Raw genomic sequence first — 23073 nt, 5'->3', positions numbered from 1 at the left:
GGACCCTTGACGTCAGGACTGTGAGCCACGCACTGAACGCCACCAGGCGGTGTCGATGAGGATCTCTTCTGTCTCGAGGACATCACGCTCGAACGCTTCCACGTCAACGGGCGCCGGCGGCTGATCCATCAGTTCGGTGATCTCATCCGGTAGTCGCACGCCGTGCGCGTCGATGTAGTGCGCGAGTCCTTCTGGCCACACGAAGTACCTGCCGTCGGTCAGCTCAGTGGATCCGTTCCGGGTACCGCACAGTCGACACAATGAGTGGCCCGCTGTAGCCACGAACCACGTGCCACCACGCAGGTAGTCGCTCACCCGTCGCTGGACCACCGCATCGGCCTCGTGGTCCACGAACAGTGCGGGGTCGGGCCAGTGCTCCTCGCCTGGCGCACACCAGTAGCCAATCAGCCGCAAAGTCCGGGTGTTGTCTGCCTCGCTGCTCGACACGGGGATCATCATCGCAGGATCGGTGATGGCCCGGCCTTGCGTGTCCGCCTCAACCGGCGCGGGGTAGTCGGCCGCCGGCTTGTCCAGTCCCACCACATGCTTGACGAATCCGTCCCAGGACATGTTTGACGTTGGGTCTAGGTTGTTGACACGACTTTGCGGGGTCGCTGTTGCGGTGAGAGAAGACCTTTGATGGTTTCTGGCCCCCTGAAGGCCGCCACGCGGGAACTTCGCCGGGTGCGCTCGATGCGCCCTGCTGATCCTGCGGATCCCAGTGACCTGGCCGAGTGGCGGGAAGCCATGGCTGAGGCGTTGGACGGTCTGTCCCGGGTGCTGCTGTTCGAGGGGGATCGCGGTGATGCTCGCGCGGAGGCGGAAGCTGCCCGTGCTGAGGCAGCCCAGCTGCGCGCGGCGTGCGTGTTGCATCGCTGTTGATCTAGACATGGGATGCGGCCGTTCGGGGGCGGTGGGCATTGATGCGGGTGACGGGGCGCTGGTTAATGCGGCGGACGGTGCGTATGCCGTCGTCGCACTCGATCGCCAGCTCGGTGTCCGAGACGGTGATGGTGACGGTCCTGCCGGCGTGGACGCGCCCGAGGGCGATCTTCTGCCAGGCGACCATGACCACGCCGCTGCTGGAGGCACGGCAGTCAAGATCACCCTCATCGTTCTTGAGGCTGTGGAGGCAGGATCGATAACAGTTCCTCATCACCGTGAGACTGCGCTTCCGGCTGGGTGCCGGCGTCGTCGATAGTGTTAAGGCGTGCCTGCTCATGCGCGCCTTTCCCTCGTGATCGAAGCCGCGGAGTCGCTTGCTGCGGGACTGACGAACCCGACGCTGCTCGTCACACTGCACCGCGACATCGATGAGCTGAGCGGCCGCGACGGTCGCAGGCTGGGGCGTTCCACCAAGCAGTATGCGCTCCGCTGGGCGATCTTCACCATGTCCTATGCGGCCGTCGAAGCGTTCTTCAACGACGTCCTCCGCGATCCCACGAGTCCGCGCGCACTGCCGCTGAATCCGGACAAGCTTCACCAAGCTGGCGAACTATATGGCGTCAAGCTCTTCACGAACGACTGGGGTGTGCGGACGCGGGTCCAGGGAACCGGAGCTGGCAATCGATCCAGGTGGGCCGTGTTCGCCGGCAAGCAGTCCCTCGGTGCTTACCTGACGGACATGAAGAAACTCCGCGACCTGCTCAGCCACGGTCAGGATCCGCGGGCGGCGTCGAACGCTTCGGGCGCACTGTGGACGTTGGCGAACGGGGGCCATTCGATGCGGCTCATGGGCGCAGAAGGTTTCATCCAAGCCGCCTGCGATCTAGCTGCCCAGACGGTGTTGGCCTTCGGTGGTGACCTGAACGACCTCCCGGAGTGGCCCGAGCCAGCTCGATCAGGGCTCTCGGCGGAACCGCGCCCGGCGCTGAAGCTCTTGCCTGCCGACGCATAGACTTGCCCCCACGGCCGGCAGGTTGGACACCCTGACCGGCATGGGGTCCGGCGCGCCATGGGGGCGGATCGGGCGTTTGCCCATGCCCGGCCGCACGAGTTCAAGGTCATGCATCGCCGAACGTGGATTAGCGACTTTACATTGGCGGTATGAGAGGAAGCAGGCGGCCGGTTGAGTTGATGTTTGCCACGCTGGCTGTTGTGGTCGGCTTCAACATCGACTTCAACGCGTACGTCGGCAACGCGGCTGACTACCTGGGGCTCGCGCCTGATTCAGTGGGCCGGAAGATGCTGCTGGGTTTGAGCGTGCCAATTGCCGTGGTGGCGTTGACTTGGCTATCGATCTTCTTGTTCCACCGCCTGGTATGGCCCTTCTCGCCGAGGTCCGAGTGTCGCCGGGGCCTCTGGCTCTACTTCCTCCTTGCTCGCACCGATCAAGGGGATCTTCCTGTCACGGGTTGGTTTCGCATCCATCACACGCCCGATGAAATCAAGATCAACGAGGCTTTGGCTTACTACGTAGATGGATCAAAGCTGGTGTTTCGGGGGGAATGGCACAGTGAGACCGTTTGGACGAGTAACCGACGGCTTTCATTGATCTTTACGATGATTGCGCAAGGTGTGACACGTGAACCGCTACCCTCTCAATACCAAGGGCACATCCAACTGACGTCAAGATCTCGCGGTACTAACGGCGAGCGAGACCTCTGGACGGGGTATTTCCACGACCTCGGCGACCGTCGGGGCATCCACGGACCGGTCGCAGCCTTCCGGCTCCCTCTGTGGCAGATGTTCCAGCCACCGAGCCGTCTACTTGCCAAGAAAGTCGAAAGACTGCGTATCTCGGCGTACGAACTCGTCGGAGAGGTAGTTGACTTTCAGCGCAGCCGACAAGATCCGGAACATGCGCGGAACGATCGAGCGCGTCGCCAGGATGTCGCCTGGTGATCGTCCTGCTAGGAGATGAGCTGCACCAGCAGGCGCAACACCCTTCCTCAACCGTGTGTGCTAACGCCGGGGCGGCGGGTTCTGGCAGGCCAGTCTGGGGGACGCTGGGGGCACGAGACACCGTCAAACGTCGGCAAGCAGCCAGCAGCTACGGCAACCCAAGCCGGCGCGCGACCAGCGTGCTGACCAGGCCGCCGCAGGTCACGAGTGAGCCGGTCTAAGTTCCACTTCAACGTCTGAGTCAGGTTCTCCTGGCTCGGACGAAGTCCGCATAGTCCTCTCCGGCAACCCCGTGGTTGACCCAACGGTGCGGCGACGCCCCGGTCGTGCGCTCTGCCAGTTCCAGCGCGTCGGCCGGGTCCTGCACGTGCCCGATGACGTGGCCAGGTCCGGGGTCGTCTTCGCCTTCTGGGTCAAGCGGCGGGAACACCGACAGGTCCCGGGAGTCTTCGTCGTCTAGGTCCTGCACGTCATGGACTGACAGGTTGTAGCCGCCTTGCCACGGCCAGATCGAGACCCAGCGGATGCCTTCGATGCCCTTCAGCGTGGCGGGTCCGAGAAACTGCTCGACCTCCTTCCTGCGCTGGAGCGTGCCAAGGAGGACGGACCGGCTGAGGTATCGCACGCTCGGAGGCTACCGGCCGCAACAGCGGATGCCTTGTCGCGCTCGACAGCAACGGCGACAGCAACCGGGCCGGACGCAAAAGGGACTCAGCCGGACAGCGGCAGACTTCTGCCCGAGGTCACACACACGGACCAGCCCGGACGATGCGCCCGGAACTTACAAGCGAGGGGTCAACGGCTTCCGGACCAGCAGCGACCTACGCCGCCGACGTGTTGTAGCGATCAAGCGTCGCCTTGGACGTTGAGGCGTCGCGGAAGACGAGTTCCCATGGGCCGGTGTTCACGTCCATGTCCTTGCCGAAGCCGATCCATTTTCCGGCCATCCGTCGGCCGGTCGGCTCGGCGATGAGTTGGATTGCGCCGTGATATCGCGCGCCCCGGTAGTAGCCGGTGGGGTCGGTCTGCTCCACCCAGGTGCCGGTGACGACGGCACCGTCCACGGTCAGGTCCAGCGAGAGAGACGATGACGCCGAGCCAGGAAGGCTGCGTGCGGTGAGTCGATCGCCGTGCTGGAGCAGCACCACGAAGTGTTGTCCGGCGAAGGAGTCTCCCCGCCCGCTGGAGTAGTACTGGTAGCGGCTGAGCCACACGCCTTCGTATGACTGGTGAACCGCGGTGGGCTTGGACGTCGGTGTCGGTGTGGCCAGGTCGGACACGGGCGAGGTCAGATCGTGGCCGCCGTGTTCGTCGTCGGCGACATGCCCGCCGGGTACCGCGTCGAAGCCGAGCAGTGAGATGGGTAGCCCGGTGACCACCTCCAGGGCGCGGGCGTAGACGGGGCGGGGCGCGGCGATTGCGCCGGACTCCCATCGCTGGACGAGCCTCTTGTTGGCGTCGTTGGGTTCGCCGACGCGGTGGCCGGCGGCCTGGAGAGCGCGAGCGAAGTCGTCCTGGCTCATGCGCATTCCGGTGCGGACGGCCCGCAGGGCGGTGTTGGGGGCGGCCATGACTGCCACCATAGCGCTGTGTCGCCCTAATGTCGCCGGCTAAGTGACCTGATTGTCGGCCCTTGTGCCGTCGCAGTAGATGACATTCCGACGTCACTGTGGATCCGCGACGGTCCACGTGCCGCCGCTTCTACTGGCGGAGGTGTGGGGATGCCGCGTAAGGGCGATGAGTCGGCAGTGAGCCGCGGTGAGCAGATCCAGGCGGCCGAGCGCGAGGCGGCGAAGCGGCGGCTACTGGCTGAGGCGGAGGCGGACCGCACTCCGGTGGAGGAGACCACGGGAGCCGTACCGGATCGGCGGTGGCGTCGTGGGCAGCGGTGAGGTGTTGCCGGTCGGTCGGCGGGTGGCGTACTGGCGGAGTCGGCGGAAGTTGTCGCAGCAGGTGTTCGCCGACCGGCTTGGCAAGTCGAAGAGCTGGGTCGACAAGGTCGAGCGCGGCGTCCGGTCACTGGACAAGCTGTCCACGCTCCAGGAGATCGCCCGCGTGCTCCGCATCGACACCGCCGCGCTTGTCGGCCAGGACGCCGCCCCGGTCCAGGCAACGGGTCGCGGTGACGGCGTCGAGCGGATCAGGGCGGCGTTGTCCCGCTACGAGATCCCGTTGGGCAGGCCAGCGGGCGGCCCGGTGGTGGCGGTGGATCGGATGCTGCGGGATGTGGGATACGCGTGGACGACGTTTCAGTACGCCCGGTACCCGCAGGTGATCGACCTGGCGCCCACCTTGCTTGTCACCGCGCAGCGCACCCACGCCGAGGCCCCGGAAGCGGGCCGGGCATCGTTGGTGGAGGCGTATCGGGTCACCGCCGCGCTGCTGGTCAAACTCGGCGACGCTGAGCTGGCGTGGTTGGCCGTGGATCGGGCGATGCTTGCCGCCACCGGCGACCGGGAACTGGTAGCCGCCGCAGCCGTCCAGCTCGGCCAGGTGCTACGCGCGCTCGGTCGGGCGCGGGAGGCGAGGTCGGTGATGCTCACTGCCGCATACCGGATCGCTCCACCCGTAATCGAGTACGGCCCGCCAGCGGAGTTGTCCCTGTGCGGGACGCTGCTCATCCAGGCCAGTCTGGCGGCGGCGCAGGACGGCAACGAGTCCGCCGCCGGCGAACTGCTCGACGAGGCCGCCGGCATGGCGGAACAGGCCGGCGACGGGTACGACCATCACCGCACCGGGTTCGGGCCCACCGCCGTCGACCTGGCCCGCGCCGCCGTAGCTGTCGAGGTCGGCGACGCTCATGCAGCGATTGCCTGGCACGAGAAGGCCACCACGCGCTCCGGCTGGCGGTGGCTACCCGCCGAACACCGCGCCGCGCATCTGCTCGACGTCGCTCGCGCCCACCTGCATGCCGGGGACGTGGGCAACGCGGCTCGCATGCTGACCGAGGCCGAGCGCATCGCACCGGCCGAGGTCACGCTCCGACCTGTCGCTCGGGACATCCTTGCCGAGGTCGCCCGCGACCCGCGCGCTCCGACCATGATCGCCAAGCTCGCCGCCACGCTCGGAGTCGGCTGAGCGCCACACGCGGATGAGAAGTACAGCAGTGAAGTACAGCAACCGTGCCAGCCGAACCAGGCCGAGAAGTGCGCCACCAGGTGCTCTGACCTCGCACCGAGCCCGATCCGACCGCCTCGCCGAGAGTTCACACCGAAGAGATCACTGGTTCGATCCAAGTACCTGCTGTCATCGATGTAGGTAGGTAGCAAGCCCGTCTCCGTGATCACCGGTAACGGGCTTCTCCGCCCGACCCTCAATTGGTGGGTGCGCCGGCGCGTAGGCGTTCGATGGAGAGGTCGAGCGCGGCTTCGAGGTGGTCGGTCTTCCCGGTGTTGAGCAGCAGCAGTACACCGCCCTGGATGCCGGCGAGCAACGCTGCGGCGGACCGTTCGGCGTCGAGGTCCGGGGAGATGTCGCCGGTCGACTGCATGTGCCGGATGCCGTCGGTGATCGCCTTCTGCCAGCGCCACATGAGCCCGGTCACGATCGCCTGCGCGCCGGGCGCCCGCCGGCCGGTCTGGCCGAGCAGGCCGTTGAGGGGGCACTTCACCCCCTGCGCCTGGTACCGCTCGATGAGCCGGTCACGCCAGGCGAGCCAGGCCGGCCAGCTCGTCAGGTTGCTCAGCATCGGCTCCTGGTCGGTGAGGACCTGGTCGGCCTCGTGCTGCGCCACCGCGAGCAGCAGCTCCTCCTTCCCGTCCGGGAAGTAGTGGAAGAGCTGCCCCTTGCTGGTGCCGGTGTGGGCCATCACGTCTTCGAGGCGTACCTCGTCGACGCCGCGCTCCCGGATCTCGGCGGCCGCGCCGGCGACGATGCGGGCCCGGGTCGCCTCGCCCTTGCGGGTCAACGCCCGTGTCATGGGACCTCCTGATCTGGGTCTGCGGTCCGACCCTAGCTCAGTTTCTGGACTTGCAGGTCCATTTTTGGCGAGCAAAGGTCTGCGACACGCGGCTCGCACCGGGCCGAAAGATGATCGGGAGGACGCGACGATGAACCACTACTACCTGCTCGGGCGGTCCGGCCTGCGGGTGAGTCGGCTGGCGTTGGGCACCATGAACTTCGGCGTCGGCGGGTTCCACGCCGCCTACGGCCGGACCGAGGAGGAGGCGGAGCCGATCTTCCGCCGGTATCTCGAGGCGGGCGGGAATCTCATCGACACGGCGGACTTCTACACCGCCGGGGAGAGCGAGAAGATCCTCGGCCGCCTGATCGACCGGGCCGGCGTCCGCGAACGGCTCGTGCTCACCAGCAAGGCCACCAACACCGTCGACCCGAGCGACCCCAACGCCAGTGGAAACGGGCGCAAGCACCTCATGCGGGCGGTGGAGGCGTCACTGCGCCGGCTCGGCACCGACTACATCGACCTGTACCTGCTGCACACCTGGGACCGCATCACCCCGGTCGAGGAGGTCGTGCACACCCTCGACGACCTGGTGCGCTCCGGCAAGATCCGGTACGCCGGGCTTTCCGACGTGCCGGCCTGGTACGCGGCCCGGGCGCAGAGCTACGCCGAGGCGCACGGCCTCGCCCCGATGATCAACGTACAGCTTCCGTACTCCCTGGTCAGCCGGGGCATCGAGGCGGAGTTCGTGTCGATGTCGCAGACCCTGGGCATGGGGCTCACCGCATGGAGCCCGATCGGTGGCGGCCTGCTCAGCGGGAAGTACCGACGGACCGACGAGGGCGTGAGCGGGACGGGCCGGTTGACCAACCCCGACGCCGCGGGCCGGGCGATCAGCCCCAGCGACTGGCGGGTCATCGACGCCCTGGAGAGCGTGGCGGCCGACCTGGGCCGCAGCATGGCGCAGGTGGCGATCAACTGGGTGGCCACCCAGCCCGGCGTCGCCTCGGTGATCATCGGGGCGAGCAGCCCCGAACAGCTCGCCAGCAATGTCGGCGCGCTCGACTTCGAGATTCCGGCCGACGCCCGCCGTCGGCTCGACGAGGCCAGCGCCCCGGACCTGGGGATGCCGTACGGCATGTTCACCGCTCAGTACCAGTCCTGGGTGGTGAGCCCCGGCCTCGGTATCGGCGACAAGCCCGCCGGCTACGCCCCGCCGGTGTTCAACGGCGCCACCCACCCCACCAAGTAGCCAGCAAGCTCGTCAGCGGCTGACCCACCCACGTGCCCGTGGCCACGAACCCGCCGCCCGGGTCTCGTGGCCACGGGCCGGAACCTTCTGGGGGACGGACACGCGCAGGCTATGCCGTCGGCCTGGCGTCGTGCAGGATCTGGGCCAGCTCGGCCGGTCGGCTGAGCATCGGCCAGTGCCACGTCGGCAGTTCCTCGTAGCGCCACGAGTCGCCGGCCATGTGCCGGCACAGCGGCACGGTGGCGGCCATCCCGCGTGCCTGCTCGGCGGTGAAGCTCGACAGCACGCCGAGGCGGGGCAGCTTCTCCCACGCCCCGGTGAGCCGCACCGGGGTGGTGGCGGTCGCCCACGGTTGGGCCACCGACCGCTCGTCGAGCAGCGCGACGACCGAGTCGTCGACATCTGCTGCCGCCGCCAGTTCGGCCCACGGCGGGGGTGGCAGCCGCCAGCCGTCGCCGTGCTCGGCGACCAGCGCCGCGTTGCGGTCACGCTCCTGAGGTGGGTTGAAGTCGTCGTTCGTCGCCCCGTCGGGTAGCGGGCCGGTGTCGACGAAGACCAGTTGGGCGATGCGGTCGGTCATGCGGTCGGCGGCGGCGGTCGTCACGACCGCGCCGGCGTAGCTGTGCCCGACGAGGACCACGTCGTGCAGGTCCTCGTATCGCAGCAGGTTGACCACGTCGGTGACGTGGACGTCGAGGTCGGTGTCCGGGCGGGCCAGGTGGGCGCGCTCGCCCAGGCCGGTCAGGCTCAGCGGATACACCTCGTGGCCCTGCCCACGCAGGGCGGCGGCGACCGGGCGCCATGCCCACGCGCCGAGCCAGAACCCGGGAACCAGTACGAATGTCGTCATGCGTCCCACGCTACGATCAATACCGGACAGATTCCGCCCGGATGAGGAGTCGAACTTTGGCCCGGCCCACCGCGCGGGTGCTCGCGTTGCTGGAGATCCTCCAGGCCGGCGGCGGCTTCACCGTCGCTGACCTGGCCGGTCGGCTGGGCGTCGACGAGCGCACGGTCCGCCGCTACGCCGCGCACCTCGCCGACCTCGGCATCCCGGTCGAGGCCCGGCGCGGTCGCTACGGCGGGTACCGGCTCGCGCCCGGATACAAGCTGCCGCCCCTGATGCTCACCGACGAGGAGGCGGTCGCCGTCATGCTCGGGCTCGTCGCCGCCACCCGGGCGGGGCTGGTCACCACCGAGGGCGCGGCCGCCGAGAGCGCGACCGCGAAGATCCGCCGGGTGCTGCCGGCCGTCCTCGCCCGGCGGATCGATTCGCTGCTGGGCACCGTGGACTTCACCGCACCGATCCGCAAGTCCGCCCCGCCCGGCATCGAGGTGCTGCTGGTGCTCGCCGAAGCGGCCCGACACCAGCAACCGGTGAGCATCACCTACACCAGCTGGCGCGGCCGGTCCGGCGAGCGGCAGCTCGACCCGTACGGGCTGGTCTTCCACGCCGGCCGGTGGTACGTCACCGGTCACGACCACCACCGCGGGGCCGTGCGGACGTTCCGGCTCGACCGGATCGGGACGGCCCGCCCCACCCAGGGCAGGTTCGACATCCCGGCCGGCTTCGATCCCACCACCCAGGTACTCGCCGGTCTGGCGGCCGTGCCGTACGCACACGACATCTCCGTGGTCCTGCACACCAGCCTGGAGGAGGCGCGGCGACGGATCCCGCCGTCGGTCGGCGCGCTGACCGAGGTGCCCGGCGGAGTGCGCCTCACCACCCGGGCCGAACGGCTCGACGGGGCAGCACAGATGCTCGCCGGGCTCGGCTGGCCGTTCACGATCGACCGGCCGCAGGAACTCAGGGACGAGGTACGCGCCCTGGCCACCCGACTGCTCACCGACGCCGACAATGTGCGGGCCGGGGGCCGTTAGGCTGCCCATATGGTCCGGGATGAACTGCTGCGGCTGCGCGCCAGGGCGGAGGCCGAGGCGGCGACGCTGGCCCAGGACCTGCAGGCGCTGTTCCTGGCGTCGCGGGATTCGAATGCCGACGACGAGCACGACCCGGAGGGCGCCACCATCGGCTTCGAACGCGCCCAGTTGACCGCGCTGCTGGCCGGGGCGCGGAAGCGGATCGCCGACGTCGACGACGCGCTGCGTCGGGTGGACGCGGCGACCTACGGCGTCTGCGAACGATGCGGGCAGCCGATCGGCGAGGAACGGCTCGCCGCCCGGCCGTTCGCCCGCTTCTGCATCAAATGCGCGTAAGCCGTCAAGGGTCCGCGGATGCTGTCCGGCCTACAGGAAGCGCTCCGGGTCGAAGCTGTCCAGGTCGATAATGCGAACCCGGGGAAGGACGTTGGTGAAGCAGCCCGCGTCCTCCTCGATGTCGAACACCTGCAGGCCCGGCAGGTCGGCGAAGCCGGCGTTGAGGAACTCCTTGAACCCGACGACCGCGACCTGGTGATCACCTCGTAGGAGATCGTCGATCTGCGGCAGGAAGTCGCCGTCGTGGCTGGCGAGCATCACGTTGCCCGGGCGCCGGGCGATAGCCTCCAACGTCCGCTGGATGCCGATGTCCACCACCTTCTGATCCGCGGATCCCGCGAGCGGAACGGGCCGGTAGTCCAGGCTCAGGAGGGCCCGGACGAAGGGCATCGGCAGACCGCCGCCCGAGGCGTTGAGGAAGAACAGCGCCTTCACCGGTTGCTGCCACGTGTCCCGCGCGAAGTCCCGCAGACGCTCCCACCGGGGTCGCTCCGCCGGGGCCGGCCGGCGCTCCAGAACACTGTTGCCGAGAGTGGCATCGATGTTCTCCCCGTCCACGATGAGGTACGTGACGGGTGCGGTGGTGCCGGGCATGGTGTGCCTTTCGAGTCGAGCAACGAGCGCGGACCGGTCGAGCCCGAGCGTCTGACGTGCCGGAGGATGCCGTGCTCGTGGTCAAGGGTATGGCCTGCCGATCCGGCCGGCAGACAGCATCCGCCGATCCACTCGTTGCGCGCCGCAGGTTCGGCCCTCCTGGTCCGCGGTGCGGGTACGTTGCCTCCCCTTGACCTGCCATTTGCTGCTTTACTATGGTGCTAGTAAAGCAGTAGGGGGCTCCGTGTTCGTCTTCCGGCTCGACACCCACTCCGGCGTGCCGCCGTACCTGCAACTCGTCCAGCAGGTCCGCCAGGCGGTGCTGCTGGGCTTCCTCCAACCCGGTGACCGCCTCCCGCTCATCCGCGAGGTGGTCGAGGACCTGGCGATCAATCCGAACACCGTCGCCAAGGCCTACCGGCAGATGGAGCAGGAGAACCTGGTCACCGGCCGGCCCGGCCAGGGCACGTTCGTCAACGAGCAGCAGTCCGCCGCGATGCCCGCGTCGACGTACACGTCGTTGCGCCGTGGCCTGGCGGCCTGGCTGCGCCGCGCCTACGCCGCCGGCCTCGACGAACAGGCGGTCAACGCGATCTTCACCTCCGTCCACCAGCAGACCAGGAATGAGGACGTGGCGTGACGGCGACCGAGTTCGCGCTGCGCACCGACGGCGTGGGCAAGCGGTACCGGAAGGGCTGGGCGCTGCGCGACTGCACCCTGGACCTGCCGGCGGGTGGCGTGATCGCCCTGGTCGGGCCGAACGGCGCGGGCAAGACCACGCTGCTGCGCCTGGTCGTCGGGCTGCTGGCGCCGAGCACCGGCACGGTGGAGGTCCTCGGCCACGACGTCACCGCCAGCACCCCGCAGACGCTGTCCCGGGTCGGGTTCCTGGCCCAGGACCACCCGCTGTACAGGCGCTTCACCGTCGCCGAGCTGCTCCGCTTCGGCCGGGCCTGCAACCTGCGGTTCGACCAGGGGCTGGCCGAGCGCCGGCTGGCGAAGCTGGGCATCCCGCTCGACCGCCGGGCCGGCACGCTCTCCGGTGGGCAGCAGGCCCAGGTCGCGTTGGCCCTGGCCCTGGCGAAGCGGCCGGACCTGCTCGTCCTCGACGAGCCGGTGGCCAGCCTCGACCCGCTGGCCCGGCACGAGTTCCTCCAGGTCCTCATGGGCGCGGTGGCCGAAGGCGGGGTGACCGTCCTGTTCTCCTCCCACGTCGTGCACGAGCTGGAGCGCGTCTGCGACCACCTGGTGGTGCTCAACCAGGGTCGGGTCACGCTCACCGGTGACATCGACACCCTCCTCGCCGAGCACCGGCTGCTCGTCGGCCCCCGCACGGCCACCGACCCCGACCGGGCCGGCGCCGTCGTGGAGGCCGTCCACAGCGACCGGCACACGACCCTGCTGGTACGCGACGGCGGGCTCCCGACCGCGCCCGGGTGGCAGGCCCGACCGGTCGCGCTGGAGGACCTGGTGCTGGCGTACCTGCGCCGGCCGTCCGGGCCGAGCGCCGCGGTCACGTCGGAGGTGGCGGCGTGACGTGGTTGATCTGGCGCCAGCACCGGACCGAGGTCTGCGTCCTGGGTCTGCTCGTCGGCGTGTTCGGCATCGCCCTGCTCGTGCTCGGCACCCAGGCCCACGACCTGTTCCCCGGCGGTGCCGCCCGGTGTGCGGGACAGGCCGGTGGCACCGACGCCTGCGCGGCCTCCTTCCGCCGACTCGACGAGGAGTACGGCTACGTCGAGAACCTCCTGGCGGCGTTCTACCTGGTCCCCGTCGTCATCGGCGCGTTCCTCGGTGCGCCGCTGCTCGCGCGCGAGCTGGAGGACGGCACCTGGCAGCTCGCCTGGACGCAGGCCGTGCCGCGGATGCTCTGGCTGGCGGCCAAGCTCGCGGCACTGGCCGGCGTCACCGTCGCGCTCACCGGGATGTTCACCGCGGTGCTCACCTGGTTCCGTCAGCCGTTCGACGCGTGGGAAGGGCGGTTCCAGTACGACGCCTTCGACCTGGAGGGACTCGTCCCGGTGGCGTACGCGCTGTTCGCGTTCGGCGTCGCCACCGCCGCCGGGGCGATCCTGCGGCGCAGCCTGCCCGCGTTCGGCGTCGCGCTCGGAGCGTTCCTCGCCGCCCGGATGTCGGTGGCGCTGCTGGCCCGTCCCGCGTACGCCACACCGCTGACCAGCATGCAGCCGGTCCCCGTCGGCGGTTCACCGGACCAGGCGGGGCACCTGCCGAGCTTCGCCGACTGGACGATCGACCACGGCTACGCGGACGCGACCGGGCGCAGGCTGAGCGGCACCGAGTACGCCGAGCTGGAGGCGGCCGCCGACCGGGCCGGCACCAACCTCAACCAGTTCCTGCACGCGCGGGGCATCCAGCAGTTCGGGGTCTACCACCCGGCCGACCGGTTCTGGACGTTCCAGCTCATCGAGGCGGCCCTGTTTGTCGCCGTCGCCGCGGTCCTGATCGGGGTGGTGGTGTGGCGGGTGCGGCGCCGCATGGTCTAGTGCCCTGACCGAGGGTGGCTCCGGGGCAGCCTGATCCAGCGTCCGGGTGTCACGCCCGGCTCAGACCGAGCGCCTCGTCCACCCGGTCCAGCACCGTCGTGTCGTCGTGGCCGACGCCGCGCAGCAGGTCGATCGCGGTCGCCCGGATCTGCCCGACGATCATGGTGACCGGCAGCGGCGGGTCGGTCCGCAGCAGGCGCGCGGCGATCCGGACCGCCTCCAGGGCCGCCGCGTCGGCCTGCTGCGCGTGCCGGTCCGCGTCGGCGCCGCTGAGGTCGCGGGCCAGGGCCTCCCCGGCCGACCGTACGGCGGCGGTCAGCGCGCCGATCGCGGCGGCCAGCTCCGGCGGCGTGGCGGTGTGCCGGCGGGTCAGGGTCACGCCGGCCCGCGCCAGCACCCGGATGTTGCGGGCGGCGTAGTCGAGCTGCCGCAGCGTCGCCTCCACGTCGGCGAGCTTGCCCAGGTGCCGGCGGCGCAGTCCCAGCCGCAGCGTCTCACCGGTGGCGAGCACGGCGGACTGCAGGTGGGCGACGCAGTCGTCCACCTGCCGGGCCTGGTCCAGCGCGTCCCGGGCGGCTTCCTCGTCGCAGCTCCGCAGCGCCGCGTTCACCTGGTCGAGCAGGTCGGCCAGGTCGGTGTAGCTGCGCCGGGCCTGCGCCACCAGCGGCTCCAGCGGGTCACGGGCGGCCATCACCTGGCTGGCGGCCAGCGCCACCGCGCCGCCGATGAGCGCGTCGACGAAGCGGAACGGCATCAGCGTCCCGCTGGGCGCGGCGACCACGACCAGGTACATGGCCGAGACGCTGGCCTGCACGACCAGGGCACGTCGGGCCCCGATCACCACGAGCGTCGTGGTGGTCAGCACCAGCACCAGCAGGACCGTGCCGGTGCCCGGGCCCAGCGCGTACACCAGCAGCTCCGCGGCGAGTACGGCGGCGGCCACGGCGAGCAGGATCTCGACGGTCTGCCGCAGCCGTCGCCCGCGGGACTCGCCGAGCACGACGAGCGCGGCGGTCGGGGCGAAGAACGGGTCCGGGTGACGGATCACCACCGCCGCCACGATCCAGGCGACCACCGCGGCGCTGGTCAGCTCGATCACGGTCATCCCGTCGCCCCGCAACCGCGCGACGGCGTCGCGCCCCCACGTCCGCACCGGTGGTGGTCCTCTCGCCGGGCGGACCGGGACCGGCCGCCGATTGATCTTCTGCGAGGAAGGCCACTACCCCGCCCGTGACCTGCTCAATCGCTCCGGTGGCGGGCGGCCGACCGGCCGCGCACGCCGTGGTGGCGAACGCGCCGTGTTCGATCATGACGCGGTGGCGTTCTGCCGCGAGCGAACCCGCTTGTCCCGGCGCGGGGCGCTGGAGAGGATCGCTGGATGGATCTCCATGCTGCGGAACGGCAGCTGCAAGCCGCTCAGCGCGGCGGCGATGTCGAGTCCCTCGACGCGCTTCTGCACCCCCGGGTCGTGGCTGCGGGACCGGACGGGTCGATCTTCTCGAAGGAAGATGACCTGGAGAGCTATCGCTCGGGGGCCCTGCGCATCACCAACCTGGTGGAGGAGTCGCTCGACGTCCAGGAAGACGGTGAGACCGGGGTGACCCGCACGGTCGCTGTGGTCGATGCGGTGCAGGGCGGCGCCGTGGTGTCCGCGCGCTTGCTCTACACCCGGCTGTGGGTGCGTGAGGACGGCAACTGGCGGGTGCTGGCCGCCACCCTCGCCCCGGTCCGGTGAGCCTGTTCGGCAGGTATCCGGTGTGGCCACGGCGTTGCCCTCACCGGGCAGCGAATCACCCGAGGAGCGGTACCGTACGGCGGTGAGCTTTGCCGGGGAGCTTCGTCGAGTTCGAGACGAGTCGCAGCCGTCCGGCGAAAGCCGGGCACCCGCTTCCGGTCGGCCGGGGACCTGTGGAAGACGTGGCGATGACGGTTGACTGGAGTCGGCTCGGGCACGCGTACGGCCGAGCGACCGACACGCCGGGGCACGTGGCCGCGCTGGAGTTCGGTGACGCCGACGCCCGGCAGGCCGCGCTGGATCACCTCGACATCGCGGTACTGCATCAGGGTTTCCCGAGGACGGCGACCGCGCCGACGGTTCGGGCCGTGACCGCGCTGCTGGCCGAGGGGCGAGCACACCCGGACACCATCGAACCGCTTCTGGAGTTCCTCGGCGATGCGGCTACGAGCGTGACCGACCTCGCTGACAATCGCTACTTCGCCGGGATACTGCCGGATCTCGCCGATGCCGTGGCCCAGGCGTACCCGGTGGTGCTTCCGCTGCTCGCGGCGTCACCGCCGGACCGGGCGCTGCTCCGCGCGGAGAATCTCGTGGCGATCGCGCGGTTGCGGTCCGTCGCGGACCGACGCGAGGAACTGGCGGCGCTCGTCCTGGAGTGGTCGGAACGAGGCGCCGGGCCGCGGGCGGAGTGGCTGCGCTGCCTCGGCCAGCTCGGCGTCGACCTCCGCGACCGGCTCACCGACCCGGACCCGGCGATCCGGCTGCGGGCCGCGCTGGCTCACGAGGACGCCCCGGGTGCCCGTGAGCTGATCCTGGCCGCGCTGGCTGGGCCACCACCTCCGGGAGTGCACCAGTTCGCGCTCGTCGCCGCGGCGATCCGCGTCGCCGCCGACTTCGACGAGATCGCCACGGCCGCCTGCCAGGTGGCCGGTCGGGACAGTTGGGCCGGCTTCGATGACGGCTGGGGTGCGTTGGTGCGATTCGCGTTCCCCAAGCCGTACGCGCCGCACCGGCCCCTTACCGAACCGCAACGCGCGCTGGTTCGGGCGCTGGTGACCAACGACCAACTCTGGGACTCGACGAACGGGAGCTGCCGGCTCGTCTTCACGCGGGCCGGACTACCGAGCACCCGGAGTGCGTGCGGCCGGCTCGCGGGATGAGCGCCCGTGAAGATCCGACATCCGGATCTGCCGCCGTCCGACCGTCGCCTGGCCGCGTCCGGCGAAAAATCCCGCTTCAGCGGACTGGTCAGCCGCCTCGACCGCGCCGGATTCGGCCATCTCCTGCGCCCCGACGTCATCGACGCCGCCCGTCGGCGCCCCTGACACCGGCCGGCTAGCCGGTTGGCGGGTCAGTGGTCCGGCGGAAGCCGGTCGGTCCGCGCGAGCGCCCGTCGACGGGCCCACCGGGCGAACAGGTTCAACCCCAGGGCGTACGCGGCGGCGCTCACCAGCAGCGCGACGCCGGCGCCGCGCCCCCAGTCGCCCACCGCCACGGGCGGTACGGCCCAGACATCCGTTGACAGTCCGGCCAGTGCGACCGCCGTGCCGGCCGCGATCGGCGGGACGACCCACAACAGCCCGGACGGCGCGTCGAACCGGTCGTCCTGCAGCAGCCCCGTCAGGGTGGCGGCGAACCAGCCGAGCAGGAACAGGAGCACGAGCGGCCAGCGCGTCGCGGATCGCCGCAGGCGCGCCCCGAGCAGCGTGCCGAGGCCGACGCCGGCGGCGGCGTAGAGCGGGTACGCGGCCACCTCGCTCAGGAGGACCCGCACCAGGACCGGGTCGTCGAGCGCACCGGTCGTGAAGAAGATGCCCTCGCGGGCCCGGGCGAGCGGGTACGCGACCGCGACGGCCACCCCGGCCAGGAGCACCGCGAGCGGGACCGCCACCACCAGCGCTCTCGCCTGCGTGTTCCGGACGGCGAGGGCGGCGCCGGCCAGTAACGCCAACGCCTGCCCACACAGGACGCCGGAGGTGTATCGGAAGATGCGCGTGGTGTGGAGCAGCTCGTACTGCTGTGCGTCGCCCTGCGCGTCGTAGTTGACCCAGAAACTGTAGAACCCGTCGTTGAACGGCATCGCCACGAACACCAGCAGCGCCATCGCCGGCACCGACCAGACAGCCGGGTGCGTCACGGTGCGCCGGAGGGTCGGCAGACGGCGGCCTGCCATCACGGCGGACATCTGCCAAGCCTGCCGTCCCGGCCGGCGTGGGGCAAGGCGGTCGCCACGGTCGGGTCGGCTCCGTCGTCCGGACGGCTGCTGACGGACCTATCCGAGCATTGACGCCGCCGCGGCCAGGGTGGCCAGCGACAGCGTCGTGGTCACCACCACCGCCCGGTTGGCCACCGCCTCGCCGACGCCGTACTCCTGGCTGTAGATGAACGTGTTCTGCGCTGTCGGCAGGCCGGCGCACACCACGACGGCGAGCATCTGCGGCGCGGACAGGTGCAGGGCCAGTCCGGCCGCGTACGCGATGACCGGCTGGGCGACGAGCTTCAGCGCGGCGATCACGGCCAGCTCGGCCGGTTCGGCCGGCTCGGCTCGGCTCGCCGCCGGGCGGTGCAGCGACGCGCCGAGCGCGACCAGGGCAGCCGGGACCGCGGCGCCCGACAGCAGGGTCAGCGACGCGTCGGCCGCCGACGGCAGGCGCAGGCCGGCAGCCGAGCACACGACGCCGAGCAGCGACGCCAGGATCACCGGGTTGCGTACCGGCAGGGAGGCGATATGACGGACCCGTACCCGCCCGGCCGGGTCGCTGTGCCGGTCCAGGGCGACCAGGATCACCGGCGTCACCACCAGCACCTGCAGCAGCACCACCTCCGCCAGGAACGACACGCTGCCGACAACCTGCGTGGCGATCGGGATGCCGAGGTTCGCCGAGTTCACGTACCCGGCGGCCATGCCCCAGATCGGCCGTTCGCCGGGCGTGCGATCGAACAGCCGGCTCGCGCCGACCCACCCCAGCCCGACGACTGCGGCCGTGCTCACCGCGAAAGCGAGCAGCGAGCGGTTGGCGAACCCGGAGAGCGGCATCCGGGACAGCGCCAGGAACAGGGCGGACGGCATCGCCAGATGGAACACGAACCGGCCGAGCACCGACGCGGCCGCCTCGCCCAGCAGGCCCCACCGACAGGCCGCCCAGCCGATCGCGGTGAGGACCCAGATCGGTACGAACGCCGACACCAGGCTCATGCGGCGGTCACCGTCGGGCGCGCGACACGCGAGATGTCTCAGCGGTTCCGGTCGGGACGCCGTGCGCGGAGGAACGCCGTGGCCGCCGTGCGCCGCATCGGCGTGCCGGCCGCCGCCAGGGCGGTCATGCACGCGTCGAGGCGCTCGCGCTCGTCGTCGGTCAACGCGGCGGCAATGGCCTCGCCGTACGTCGGGGCCAGGGGGTTGGGGGCCGTCCGCTTGAGCGCCTCCCAGTCGCTGATCGGCTCGGCGGGAGCGTCGAGCCGGGCGCGGTAGTCCAGCTCGATCGCCTCGAAACCCGAAGCCTCCGCCCAGGCCATGAGGTCGCGTTCGTCGAAGTCGACCATCGGCCGCTCGACAGCTTCGGTTCGGTCCCGGTAGACGTCGCTGACCTTGGCCACCAGGTCGTCGACCGGCGTGCCTGCCCAGCCGAACAGATCGTCGGGGCGGTGCCGCAGCGCAAAGCGGTTGATCGGCTCGAAGAGCGAGAGCCTTCCGCCCGGCCGCAGCACCCGGAAGAACTCCGCGAACGCGGTGGCCTTGCGGTCGGAGTAGATGAGCACCGACCGGGTGGTGACGACGTCGACGGAGGCGTCGGCGACGCCGGCGAGGTCTTCGGCCGGCGCCCGGACGAAGCGGCACCGCTCGTCGCCGTCGGCGGTCCGCCGGCACTGGTCGAGCAGGTCCGGCGAGACGTCGCTGAAGATGACCCGGCCGTCCGGGCCGAGACGGTCGAGCGCGCCGAACCCGATCAGTCCGGTGCCGCATCCGACATCGAGGAGGACGTCGTCGGGCTTCAGATCGGCCCGGTCGAGAACGCCGTCGCGGAACCCGGCGAGGTCGGTGGCGTGCCGGGCGCGCAGGGTGGCGTCGCCGCCGTCTCGGCGCGCCGACAACCACCGGGCCCACCTGTCGGTCGTCATCGGGTCACGATAGTGCCGCGCCGCGTGTCGCACCGGCCCGTGCCCACCCGGCTGGCCGGGCGTGCGGACCGTTCTGGTGGGTCTCGGCCGCGACCTGGCGGTTGTGCCGATGACAGGGTGCCGGGCGCGTCGTCACGCGTCGGGATCGAGGCCGGCCAGACCCTGACCTGTCTCCGGGTCCCACGGAATCGACTCGTGGTCGTGGACGACGACCCACCGCCCGTCGCGCCTGTGGCACACGAGCGTGGCGCGTACCCACATGGAGACGTCCATGCCCGACCGCAACCGTCCCGTGACGTGGTAGAGGAAGGCGCAGTAGCCGAGGTCGCCGTCGGCGTCGACCTGGAGGTCCCGGACCTCGTAGCCCGGGCCGCTGGCGTACGCGTCGAACCACGCCCGGGTCTGGGGTGCCACCTGGTCGGCACCTCGTAGTCGCAGCGGGGGCAGGACGTTGAAGGCGAGCACGTCCGCGGCCTGGTGGGCGGCAAGCGTCTCGGCGTCGCGGCGCGCCACTGCCGCCACGCGCTCCTCGATCAGCTCCCGCAGCTCCTGCTTCGCCTGGTCGGTCGTCATTGATCCGTCCTACCCGGGCCGTGAGCGGCGCTAACGCGGTTCACGCGATCGTGGACGCAGCAGTCGATGTCGATCTCCGCCGGCCGCTCCCGGGGTGCTCGCGGCCGGGGCGCTGGACCTGTCCGACTCTGCTCCGCCGGTCCGTCCGGCGGAGCAGAGTCGTTTCAGGTCAGCCGCACCGTTGACCGTTGAGGGTGAAGGCGGCGGGCGCCGGGTTGGTGCCGCTCCAGGTGCCGTTGACGCCGATGCTGGTGGTGGCGCCGGGGGCGAGCCTGCCGTTCCAGGTCATGCTCTCGGCGGTGACGCTGGTGCCGTTCTGTTTCCAGGTGGCCGACCAGCCCTGGCCGATCTTCTGGCCGGCGGTGGGGAAGTCGAAGGCGAGTTTCCAGCCGTCGATGGCGGTGGCGCCGGTGTTTCTGATGGTGACGGTGGCGGTGAAGCCGCCGGGCCAGCTGTTCGCCGTCCAGCCGACCGTGCAGCGGCCGGTCGGGGCGGTGGGCGCGGTCCGCACGGTCAGGCCGGGCGAGGCCGTCGAGACGTTGCCCGCCGCGTCACGCGCGGTGACCACGAAGGTGTACGAGGTGTCCGGGGTCAACCCGCTCACGGTGTACGAGGTGCCGGTGGCGCCACCCACCTTCACCGTGCCGGTGGCGTCGACCCGGTGCACGTCGTAGCCGGTCACGCCGGTGTCGTCGGTGGACGGCGTCCAGGTCAGTGCGACGCTGTCGGCGGTGACCGTGCCGGCGGTCGGCCTGCCGGGGGCGGTCGGCGCCGTGGTGTCGCCGGGCGTGGTGCCGCGCGGCAGCACCAGGTGGGTGATCGAGTTGGCCGGGAAGGTGGCGGTGAGGCCGCCGGCGGTCACCGGCTGGTCGGCCTCCCGGACGACGCCGGCGAGGTTCGCCCCGCTGTAGCGGTAGACCTGGGCGGTGTCGGCGGAGACACCGGTGAGCGTGAGCGGGCTCGTCAGGTCGTCGCCGGTCTTGTTGACCACGACCAGGGTCAGTGCCTTGTCGGCGGCGCGCTCGGCGGCGTACACGGCCAGCTTGCCCTGGTCGGCGCTGGTCGCCTTGACGGAGGTCTCACCGAACGCGCCGCCCTTGCCGTCGTAGTCGCGGTAGATGCGGAAGGCGTTGGCCACCGGCTGGTCGGCCTGGGGTGCGGTCCAGAGGGTGGCCAGGTCGAGCCCTTCGCGGCCGAAGATGCCGAGCACGTCGGCCTGGGCCAGCGCGCCGTTGAGCGACCCGTGGCCGCCCCAGTTGTACTCGGTCATCGCGATCTTCGTGCCCGGGTAGTGCTGGTCGACCAGTTCCCGCATCCGGGGGATGAAGCGGACCGGCTGGTTGATCCAACTCTCGTCCACGTACGTCGGGTCCCAGAGCTGGCGGGTCGAGCGCAGCCGCAGCGCCTGGGTGTCGGCGTCGCCGGCGGCGTCACCGAACACACCCGACTGCTGCGGGTAGAGGTGAATGTCGAAGTAGTCGAGGATCCGGGTGCCGTGCTGCTGCTCGTACTCGCGCATCCGGTCCAGGTACCACGGGCCGAGGTCCTGGCCGCCGTGCGCGGCCTTGTCCGGCGGGTTCGACCAGCATCCGGTGCGCGAGCAGGTGTCCTGGTCCAGCCCCGAGTAGAAGATCGAGTTCAGGCCCCAACCGACCGGACCGAGTGTCTTCGCGCCGGGGTCGGCGGCCTTGATCGCGGCGGCGTACGCGTAGGTGCGGTCGCGCAGCTCGTCGTAGCCCAGGCCCGTCGGGCGGACGTCGCGGTGGGTGGAGTGCCACAGGTCCGGCTCGTTGTCCAGGTTGTAGAACTGGACGCCGCCGTCGGCGGCGGCGCCGAACTGCCCCTTGAGGTGGTTGACGAAGTCGGTCGCGTATTCCGGGCCGACCGCGACGCTGGTGTCCTCCGGGTCGTTGCCGGTGACCAGGCTCCCGTCGGGCTTCCTGCCGTTGCCGCAGTCCGGCGCCCAGGGGTCGGTGGACTGCTGCGGCCCGTACGTGGCCACGCTGAAGCCGCACGCCTTCGCCCGGTCCTTGGCGATCCACCCGAGCATCGGCACGGTCATGACCGTGGCGGCGCCGGTGGCCTTGTTCCGCTGCACGAACCGGTCGCTCTCCGAGCCCTTGGGCAGACTGCCCGGGTCCGGGTTGTCGTTCGGGATGTTCTCGAAGTACCAGTCCGAGGCCCGGTTGGTGGTGTCGTTGCGGAAGTTGTAGCGGGTGGTGGCGTTGCCGCCGTACCGGTGCACCGGCAGCCGCAGCTCCCGGGCGAGGGCCTCGTCGGCGAAGTTCATGCCGTAGACGTACGGACTGATCGGGTGCCGGTTGGCGGTGGTGTCGACGGCCAGTGCCGGGCCGGCCGCGGCCAGGGCGGGCTCCGGCAGGGCCAGGCCGCCGAGGGCCGTGGCCAGCACGACCGGGAGCAGTGCGGTGGTGGGACGCACGAGCATTCCTTCCCTCACGCGAATAGAAGCTCGACGATGGGAGCGCTTCCATAGGCTTGCGCCTTCCCGGCTCCGAGTCAATGCCGTGATCGAGCGCCCGGTCAGCTGGCTCGGGGCTGTCCCTGGTGGAGTGTCGTCAGAGCCCTGGTGAGCCACTCGCCCATCAACGCCCGCTCGGCGTCGGTGAGGCCGGGCAGGCCGGGTAGCGCGGTGGCGAAGGTGACCGCGATGGCGCCCACGTCGTTCGCCGGAGCCGCCGGGGCGGTGGTCAGGATGCCGGCGGCGACGGCGTCGAACATCTGGTCGGCCAGGCCGAGGTCGCGTCGGTCCGCTGGCATGCCGAGCAGTGCGCGTACGGTGCCGGTGCCCGCTGCGTGGATCATCGCGACCGCTCGCGGCTCGTCCACGCGCAGCAGCCCGGCTGCGGCGAGCCGGCGCACCTTCGCGCGCAGCACCTCGATGCCTTCCGTGGTGGCCGGGGACTGCTCCGCCCGCGCGGGGCTGGTCATCAGCTCGTACAGCCAGGGGTTGGCCAGCCCGAACTCGATCTGTGCCCGCCAGCCCGCGCGCAGGTCGACCACCGGGTCGGGGTGCGGCCCGCCGGTCGCCTTCGCCGCCACCCAGGTGGCCATCACGTGTTCGGCCACGGCATCGATCAGGCCGTCCTTGTCGCCGAACAGGCGGTAGATGGTCGGCGCCTGCACCTGCGCCGCCTGCGCGACGGCGCGCGTGGTCACGGCGCGGGCGCCCTGCTCCCGCAGGATCCGTGCGGCTGCGGTGACGATCCGGGACCGGGCGTCGGTCCTCTCGGCAAGCTCCACGTACCAATGGTAACAGCGACCTGTTAGCGATGAAGTTATCTCTGCTACCGTCATCATTGTTAGCAACGGA

The 23073-nt window shown here is 70.6% G+C and carries 26 protein-coding genes; 12 read left to right on the top strand and 14 right to left on the bottom strand.

Annotated elements, in window-relative coordinates; genetic code table 11:
- Positions 1 to 12 precede the first annotated feature (12 nt).
- Together GA0070622_RS24325 and GA0070622_RS24315 are read right to left on the bottom strand one after the other, a co-directional pair.
- Positions 13 to 570: a hypothetical protein gene (locus GA0070622_RS24325; RefSeq protein ID WP_218060637.1), complete on the bottom strand. Its 558-nt coding sequence runs from the start codon at positions 568 to 570 to the stop codon at positions 13 to 15.
- 313 nt (positions 571 to 883) lie between these two features.
- Complete coding sequence (locus GA0070622_RS24315) at positions 884 to 1069, bottom strand: hypothetical protein (RefSeq protein ID WP_141684628.1); 186 nt, start codon at positions 1067 to 1069, stop codon at positions 884 to 886.
- Positions 1070 to 1210: 141 nt separating this feature from the next.
- On the opposite strand from GA0070622_RS24315, the gene GA0070622_RS24310 reads away from it, so the two are divergent.
- A complete protein-coding gene (locus tag GA0070622_RS24310) occupies positions 1211 to 1897 on the top strand; it encodes a hypothetical protein (protein WP_141684627.1) in 687 nt (228 codons plus the stop codon).
- Positions 1898 to 2046: 149 nt separating this feature from the next.
- Positions 2047 to 2844, top strand: a complete 798-nt coding sequence (locus GA0070622_RS32180; protein ID WP_141684626.1) for a hypothetical protein — start codon at positions 2047 to 2049, stop codon at positions 2842 to 2844.
- A gap of 241 nt (positions 2845 to 3085) precedes the next feature.
- Here GA0070622_RS32180 and GA0070622_RS24305 read toward each other — a convergent pair whose 3' ends face one another.
- Together GA0070622_RS24305 and GA0070622_RS24300 are read right to left on the bottom strand one after the other, a co-directional pair.
- Complete coding sequence (locus tag GA0070622_RS24305) at positions 3086 to 3469, bottom strand: hypothetical protein (protein WP_091579059.1); 384 nt, start codon at positions 3467 to 3469, stop codon at positions 3086 to 3088.
- 196 nt (positions 3470 to 3665) lie between these two features.
- Entirely contained in the window at positions 3666 to 4427 is a 762-nt protein-coding gene (locus GA0070622_RS24300) for a helix-turn-helix domain-containing protein (RefSeq protein WP_425412781.1), read from the bottom strand.
- 370 nt (positions 4428 to 4797) lie between these two features.
- Here GA0070622_RS24300 and GA0070622_RS24295 point away from each other — a divergent pair, with 370 nt between their 5' ends.
- The gene (locus GA0070622_RS24295; RefSeq protein ID WP_245666796.1) at positions 4798 to 5922 is read left to right on the top strand and encodes a helix-turn-helix domain-containing protein; all 1125 of its coding nucleotides are present in this window, start codon (positions 4798 to 4800) and stop codon (positions 5920 to 5922) included.
- 235 nt (positions 5923 to 6157) lie between these two features.
- Here GA0070622_RS24295 and GA0070622_RS24290 read toward each other — a convergent pair whose 3' ends face one another.
- A complete protein-coding gene (locus tag GA0070622_RS24290) occupies positions 6158 to 6763 on the bottom strand; it encodes a TetR/AcrR family transcriptional regulator (protein ID WP_091579055.1) in 606 nt (201 codons plus the stop codon).
- Between the two features lie 130 nt (positions 6764 to 6893).
- Here GA0070622_RS24290 and GA0070622_RS24285 point away from each other — a divergent pair, with 130 nt between their 5' ends.
- Positions 6894 to 7997: an aldo/keto reductase gene (locus tag GA0070622_RS24285; protein WP_091579053.1), complete on the top strand. Its 1104-nt coding sequence runs from the start codon at positions 6894 to 6896 to the stop codon at positions 7995 to 7997.
- A 109-nt stretch (positions 7998 to 8106) separates the two neighbouring features.
- Here GA0070622_RS24285 and GA0070622_RS24280 read toward each other — a convergent pair whose 3' ends face one another.
- Positions 8107 to 8847: an alpha/beta fold hydrolase gene (locus tag GA0070622_RS24280; RefSeq protein WP_091579050.1), complete on the bottom strand. Its 741-nt coding sequence runs from the start codon at positions 8845 to 8847 to the stop codon at positions 8107 to 8109.
- 56 nt (positions 8848 to 8903) lie between these two features.
- Here GA0070622_RS24280 and GA0070622_RS24275 point away from each other — a divergent pair, with 56 nt between their 5' ends.
- Both GA0070622_RS24275 and GA0070622_RS24270 read left to right on the top strand, forming a co-directional pair.
- Entirely contained in the window at positions 8904 to 9878 is a 975-nt protein-coding gene (locus tag GA0070622_RS24275) for a helix-turn-helix transcriptional regulator (RefSeq protein ID WP_091579047.1), read from the top strand.
- A 9-nt stretch (positions 9879 to 9887) separates the two neighbouring features.
- Positions 9888 to 10214 carry a TraR/DksA family transcriptional regulator gene (locus GA0070622_RS24270; RefSeq protein WP_091579045.1) on the top strand — a complete coding sequence of 109 codons (327 nt, stop codon included), beginning with the start codon at positions 9888 to 9890 and terminating at the stop codon, positions 10212 to 10214.
- A gap of 30 nt (positions 10215 to 10244) precedes the next feature.
- Here GA0070622_RS24270 and GA0070622_RS24265 read toward each other — a convergent pair whose 3' ends face one another.
- Positions 10245 to 10808, bottom strand: coding sequence for an NYN domain-containing protein (locus GA0070622_RS24265; protein ID WP_091579042.1), 564 nt, complete (start codon positions 10806 to 10808; stop codon positions 10245 to 10247).
- Between the two features lie 244 nt (positions 10809 to 11052).
- On the opposite strand from GA0070622_RS24265, the gene GA0070622_RS24260 reads away from it, so the two are divergent.
- The 3 genes from GA0070622_RS24260 to GA0070622_RS24250 are packed head-to-tail and all read left to right on the top strand — an operon-like array spanning position 11053 to position 13312.
- A complete protein-coding gene (locus GA0070622_RS24260) occupies positions 11053 to 11448 on the top strand; it encodes a GntR family transcriptional regulator (RefSeq protein ID WP_091579039.1) in 396 nt (131 codons plus the stop codon).
- A complete protein-coding gene (locus GA0070622_RS24255) occupies positions 11445 to 12344 on the top strand; it encodes an ABC transporter ATP-binding protein (RefSeq protein WP_091579036.1) in 900 nt (299 codons plus the stop codon). Before GA0070622_RS24260 ends, GA0070622_RS24255 begins: the two co-directional genes overlap by 4 nt.
- Complete coding sequence (locus GA0070622_RS24250; RefSeq protein WP_091579033.1) at positions 12341 to 13312, top strand: ABC transporter permease subunit; 972 nt, start codon at positions 12341 to 12343, stop codon at positions 13310 to 13312. The genes GA0070622_RS24255 and GA0070622_RS24250 overlap by 4 nt, the downstream gene beginning before the upstream one ends.
- 49 nt (positions 13313 to 13361) lie before the next feature.
- Here the strand turns inward: GA0070622_RS24250 and GA0070622_RS24245 are convergent, their stop codons facing one another.
- Positions 13362 to 14465 carry an FUSC family protein gene (locus tag GA0070622_RS24245; RefSeq protein WP_091579030.1) on the bottom strand — a complete coding sequence of 368 codons (1104 nt, stop codon included), beginning with the start codon at positions 14463 to 14465 and terminating at the stop codon, positions 13362 to 13364.
- Positions 14466 to 14690: 225 nt separating this feature from the next.
- Here GA0070622_RS24245 and GA0070622_RS24240 point away from each other — a divergent pair, with 225 nt between their 5' ends.
- From GA0070622_RS24240 to GA0070622_RS32685, 3 genes are all read left to right on the top strand, one after another.
- Positions 14691 to 15047: a nuclear transport factor 2 family protein gene (locus GA0070622_RS24240; RefSeq protein WP_091579027.1), complete on the top strand. Its 357-nt coding sequence runs from the start codon at positions 14691 to 14693 to the stop codon at positions 15045 to 15047.
- 188 nt (positions 15048 to 15235) lie between these two features.
- On the top strand, positions 15236 to 16210 hold the full coding sequence (locus GA0070622_RS24235) for a hypothetical protein (protein ID WP_091579024.1): 975 nt from the start codon (positions 15236 to 15238) through the stop codon (positions 16208 to 16210).
- 6 nt (positions 16211 to 16216) lie between these two features.
- A complete protein-coding gene (locus GA0070622_RS32685) occupies positions 16217 to 16375 on the top strand; it encodes a hypothetical protein (RefSeq protein WP_176710569.1) in 159 nt (52 codons plus the stop codon).
- A 26-nt stretch (positions 16376 to 16401) separates the two neighbouring features.
- Here the strand turns inward: GA0070622_RS32685 and GA0070622_RS24230 are convergent, their stop codons facing one another.
- The 6 genes from GA0070622_RS24230 to GA0070622_RS24205 all read right to left on the bottom strand — a co-directional run bounded on the left by GA0070622_RS24230 (position 16402) and on the right by GA0070622_RS24205 (position 23003).
- Positions 16402 to 17187 (bottom strand): hypothetical protein, encoded by a 786-nt coding sequence (locus tag GA0070622_RS24230; protein WP_141684625.1) that lies wholly within the window; start codon positions 17185 to 17187, stop codon positions 16402 to 16404.
- Positions 17188 to 17322: 135 nt separating this feature from the next.
- Positions 17323 to 18246 carry an AEC family transporter gene (locus GA0070622_RS24225; protein WP_091579019.1) on the bottom strand — a complete coding sequence of 308 codons (924 nt, stop codon included), beginning with the start codon at positions 18244 to 18246 and terminating at the stop codon, positions 17323 to 17325.
- A gap of 38 nt (positions 18247 to 18284) precedes the next feature.
- Positions 18285 to 19169, bottom strand: coding sequence for a class I SAM-dependent methyltransferase (locus tag GA0070622_RS24220; RefSeq protein ID WP_091579016.1), 885 nt, complete (start codon positions 19167 to 19169; stop codon positions 18285 to 18287).
- 132 nt (positions 19170 to 19301) lie between these two features.
- Entirely contained in the window at positions 19302 to 19742 is a 441-nt protein-coding gene (locus tag GA0070622_RS24215) for a YybH family protein (RefSeq protein ID WP_091579013.1), read from the bottom strand.
- A gap of 169 nt (positions 19743 to 19911) precedes the next feature.
- Positions 19912 to 22188, bottom strand: a complete 2277-nt coding sequence (locus GA0070622_RS24210; RefSeq protein ID WP_245666794.1) for a glycoside hydrolase family 44 protein — start codon at positions 22186 to 22188, stop codon at positions 19912 to 19914.
- Positions 22189 to 22283: 95 nt separating this feature from the next.
- Complete coding sequence (locus GA0070622_RS24205) at positions 22284 to 23003, bottom strand: TetR/AcrR family transcriptional regulator (RefSeq protein WP_245666792.1); 720 nt, start codon at positions 23001 to 23003, stop codon at positions 22284 to 22286.
- Between the last annotated feature and the right edge of the window lie 70 nt (positions 23004 to 23073).

The organism is Micromonospora sediminicola (assembly GCF_900089585.1).
Classification (GTDB): Bacteria; Actinomycetota; Actinomycetes; order Mycobacteriales; family Micromonosporaceae; genus Micromonospora; species Micromonospora sediminicola.
The sequence above is the reverse complement of the archived record's forward strand: the minus strand, read 5'-3'. Positions and strand labels throughout refer to the sequence as shown.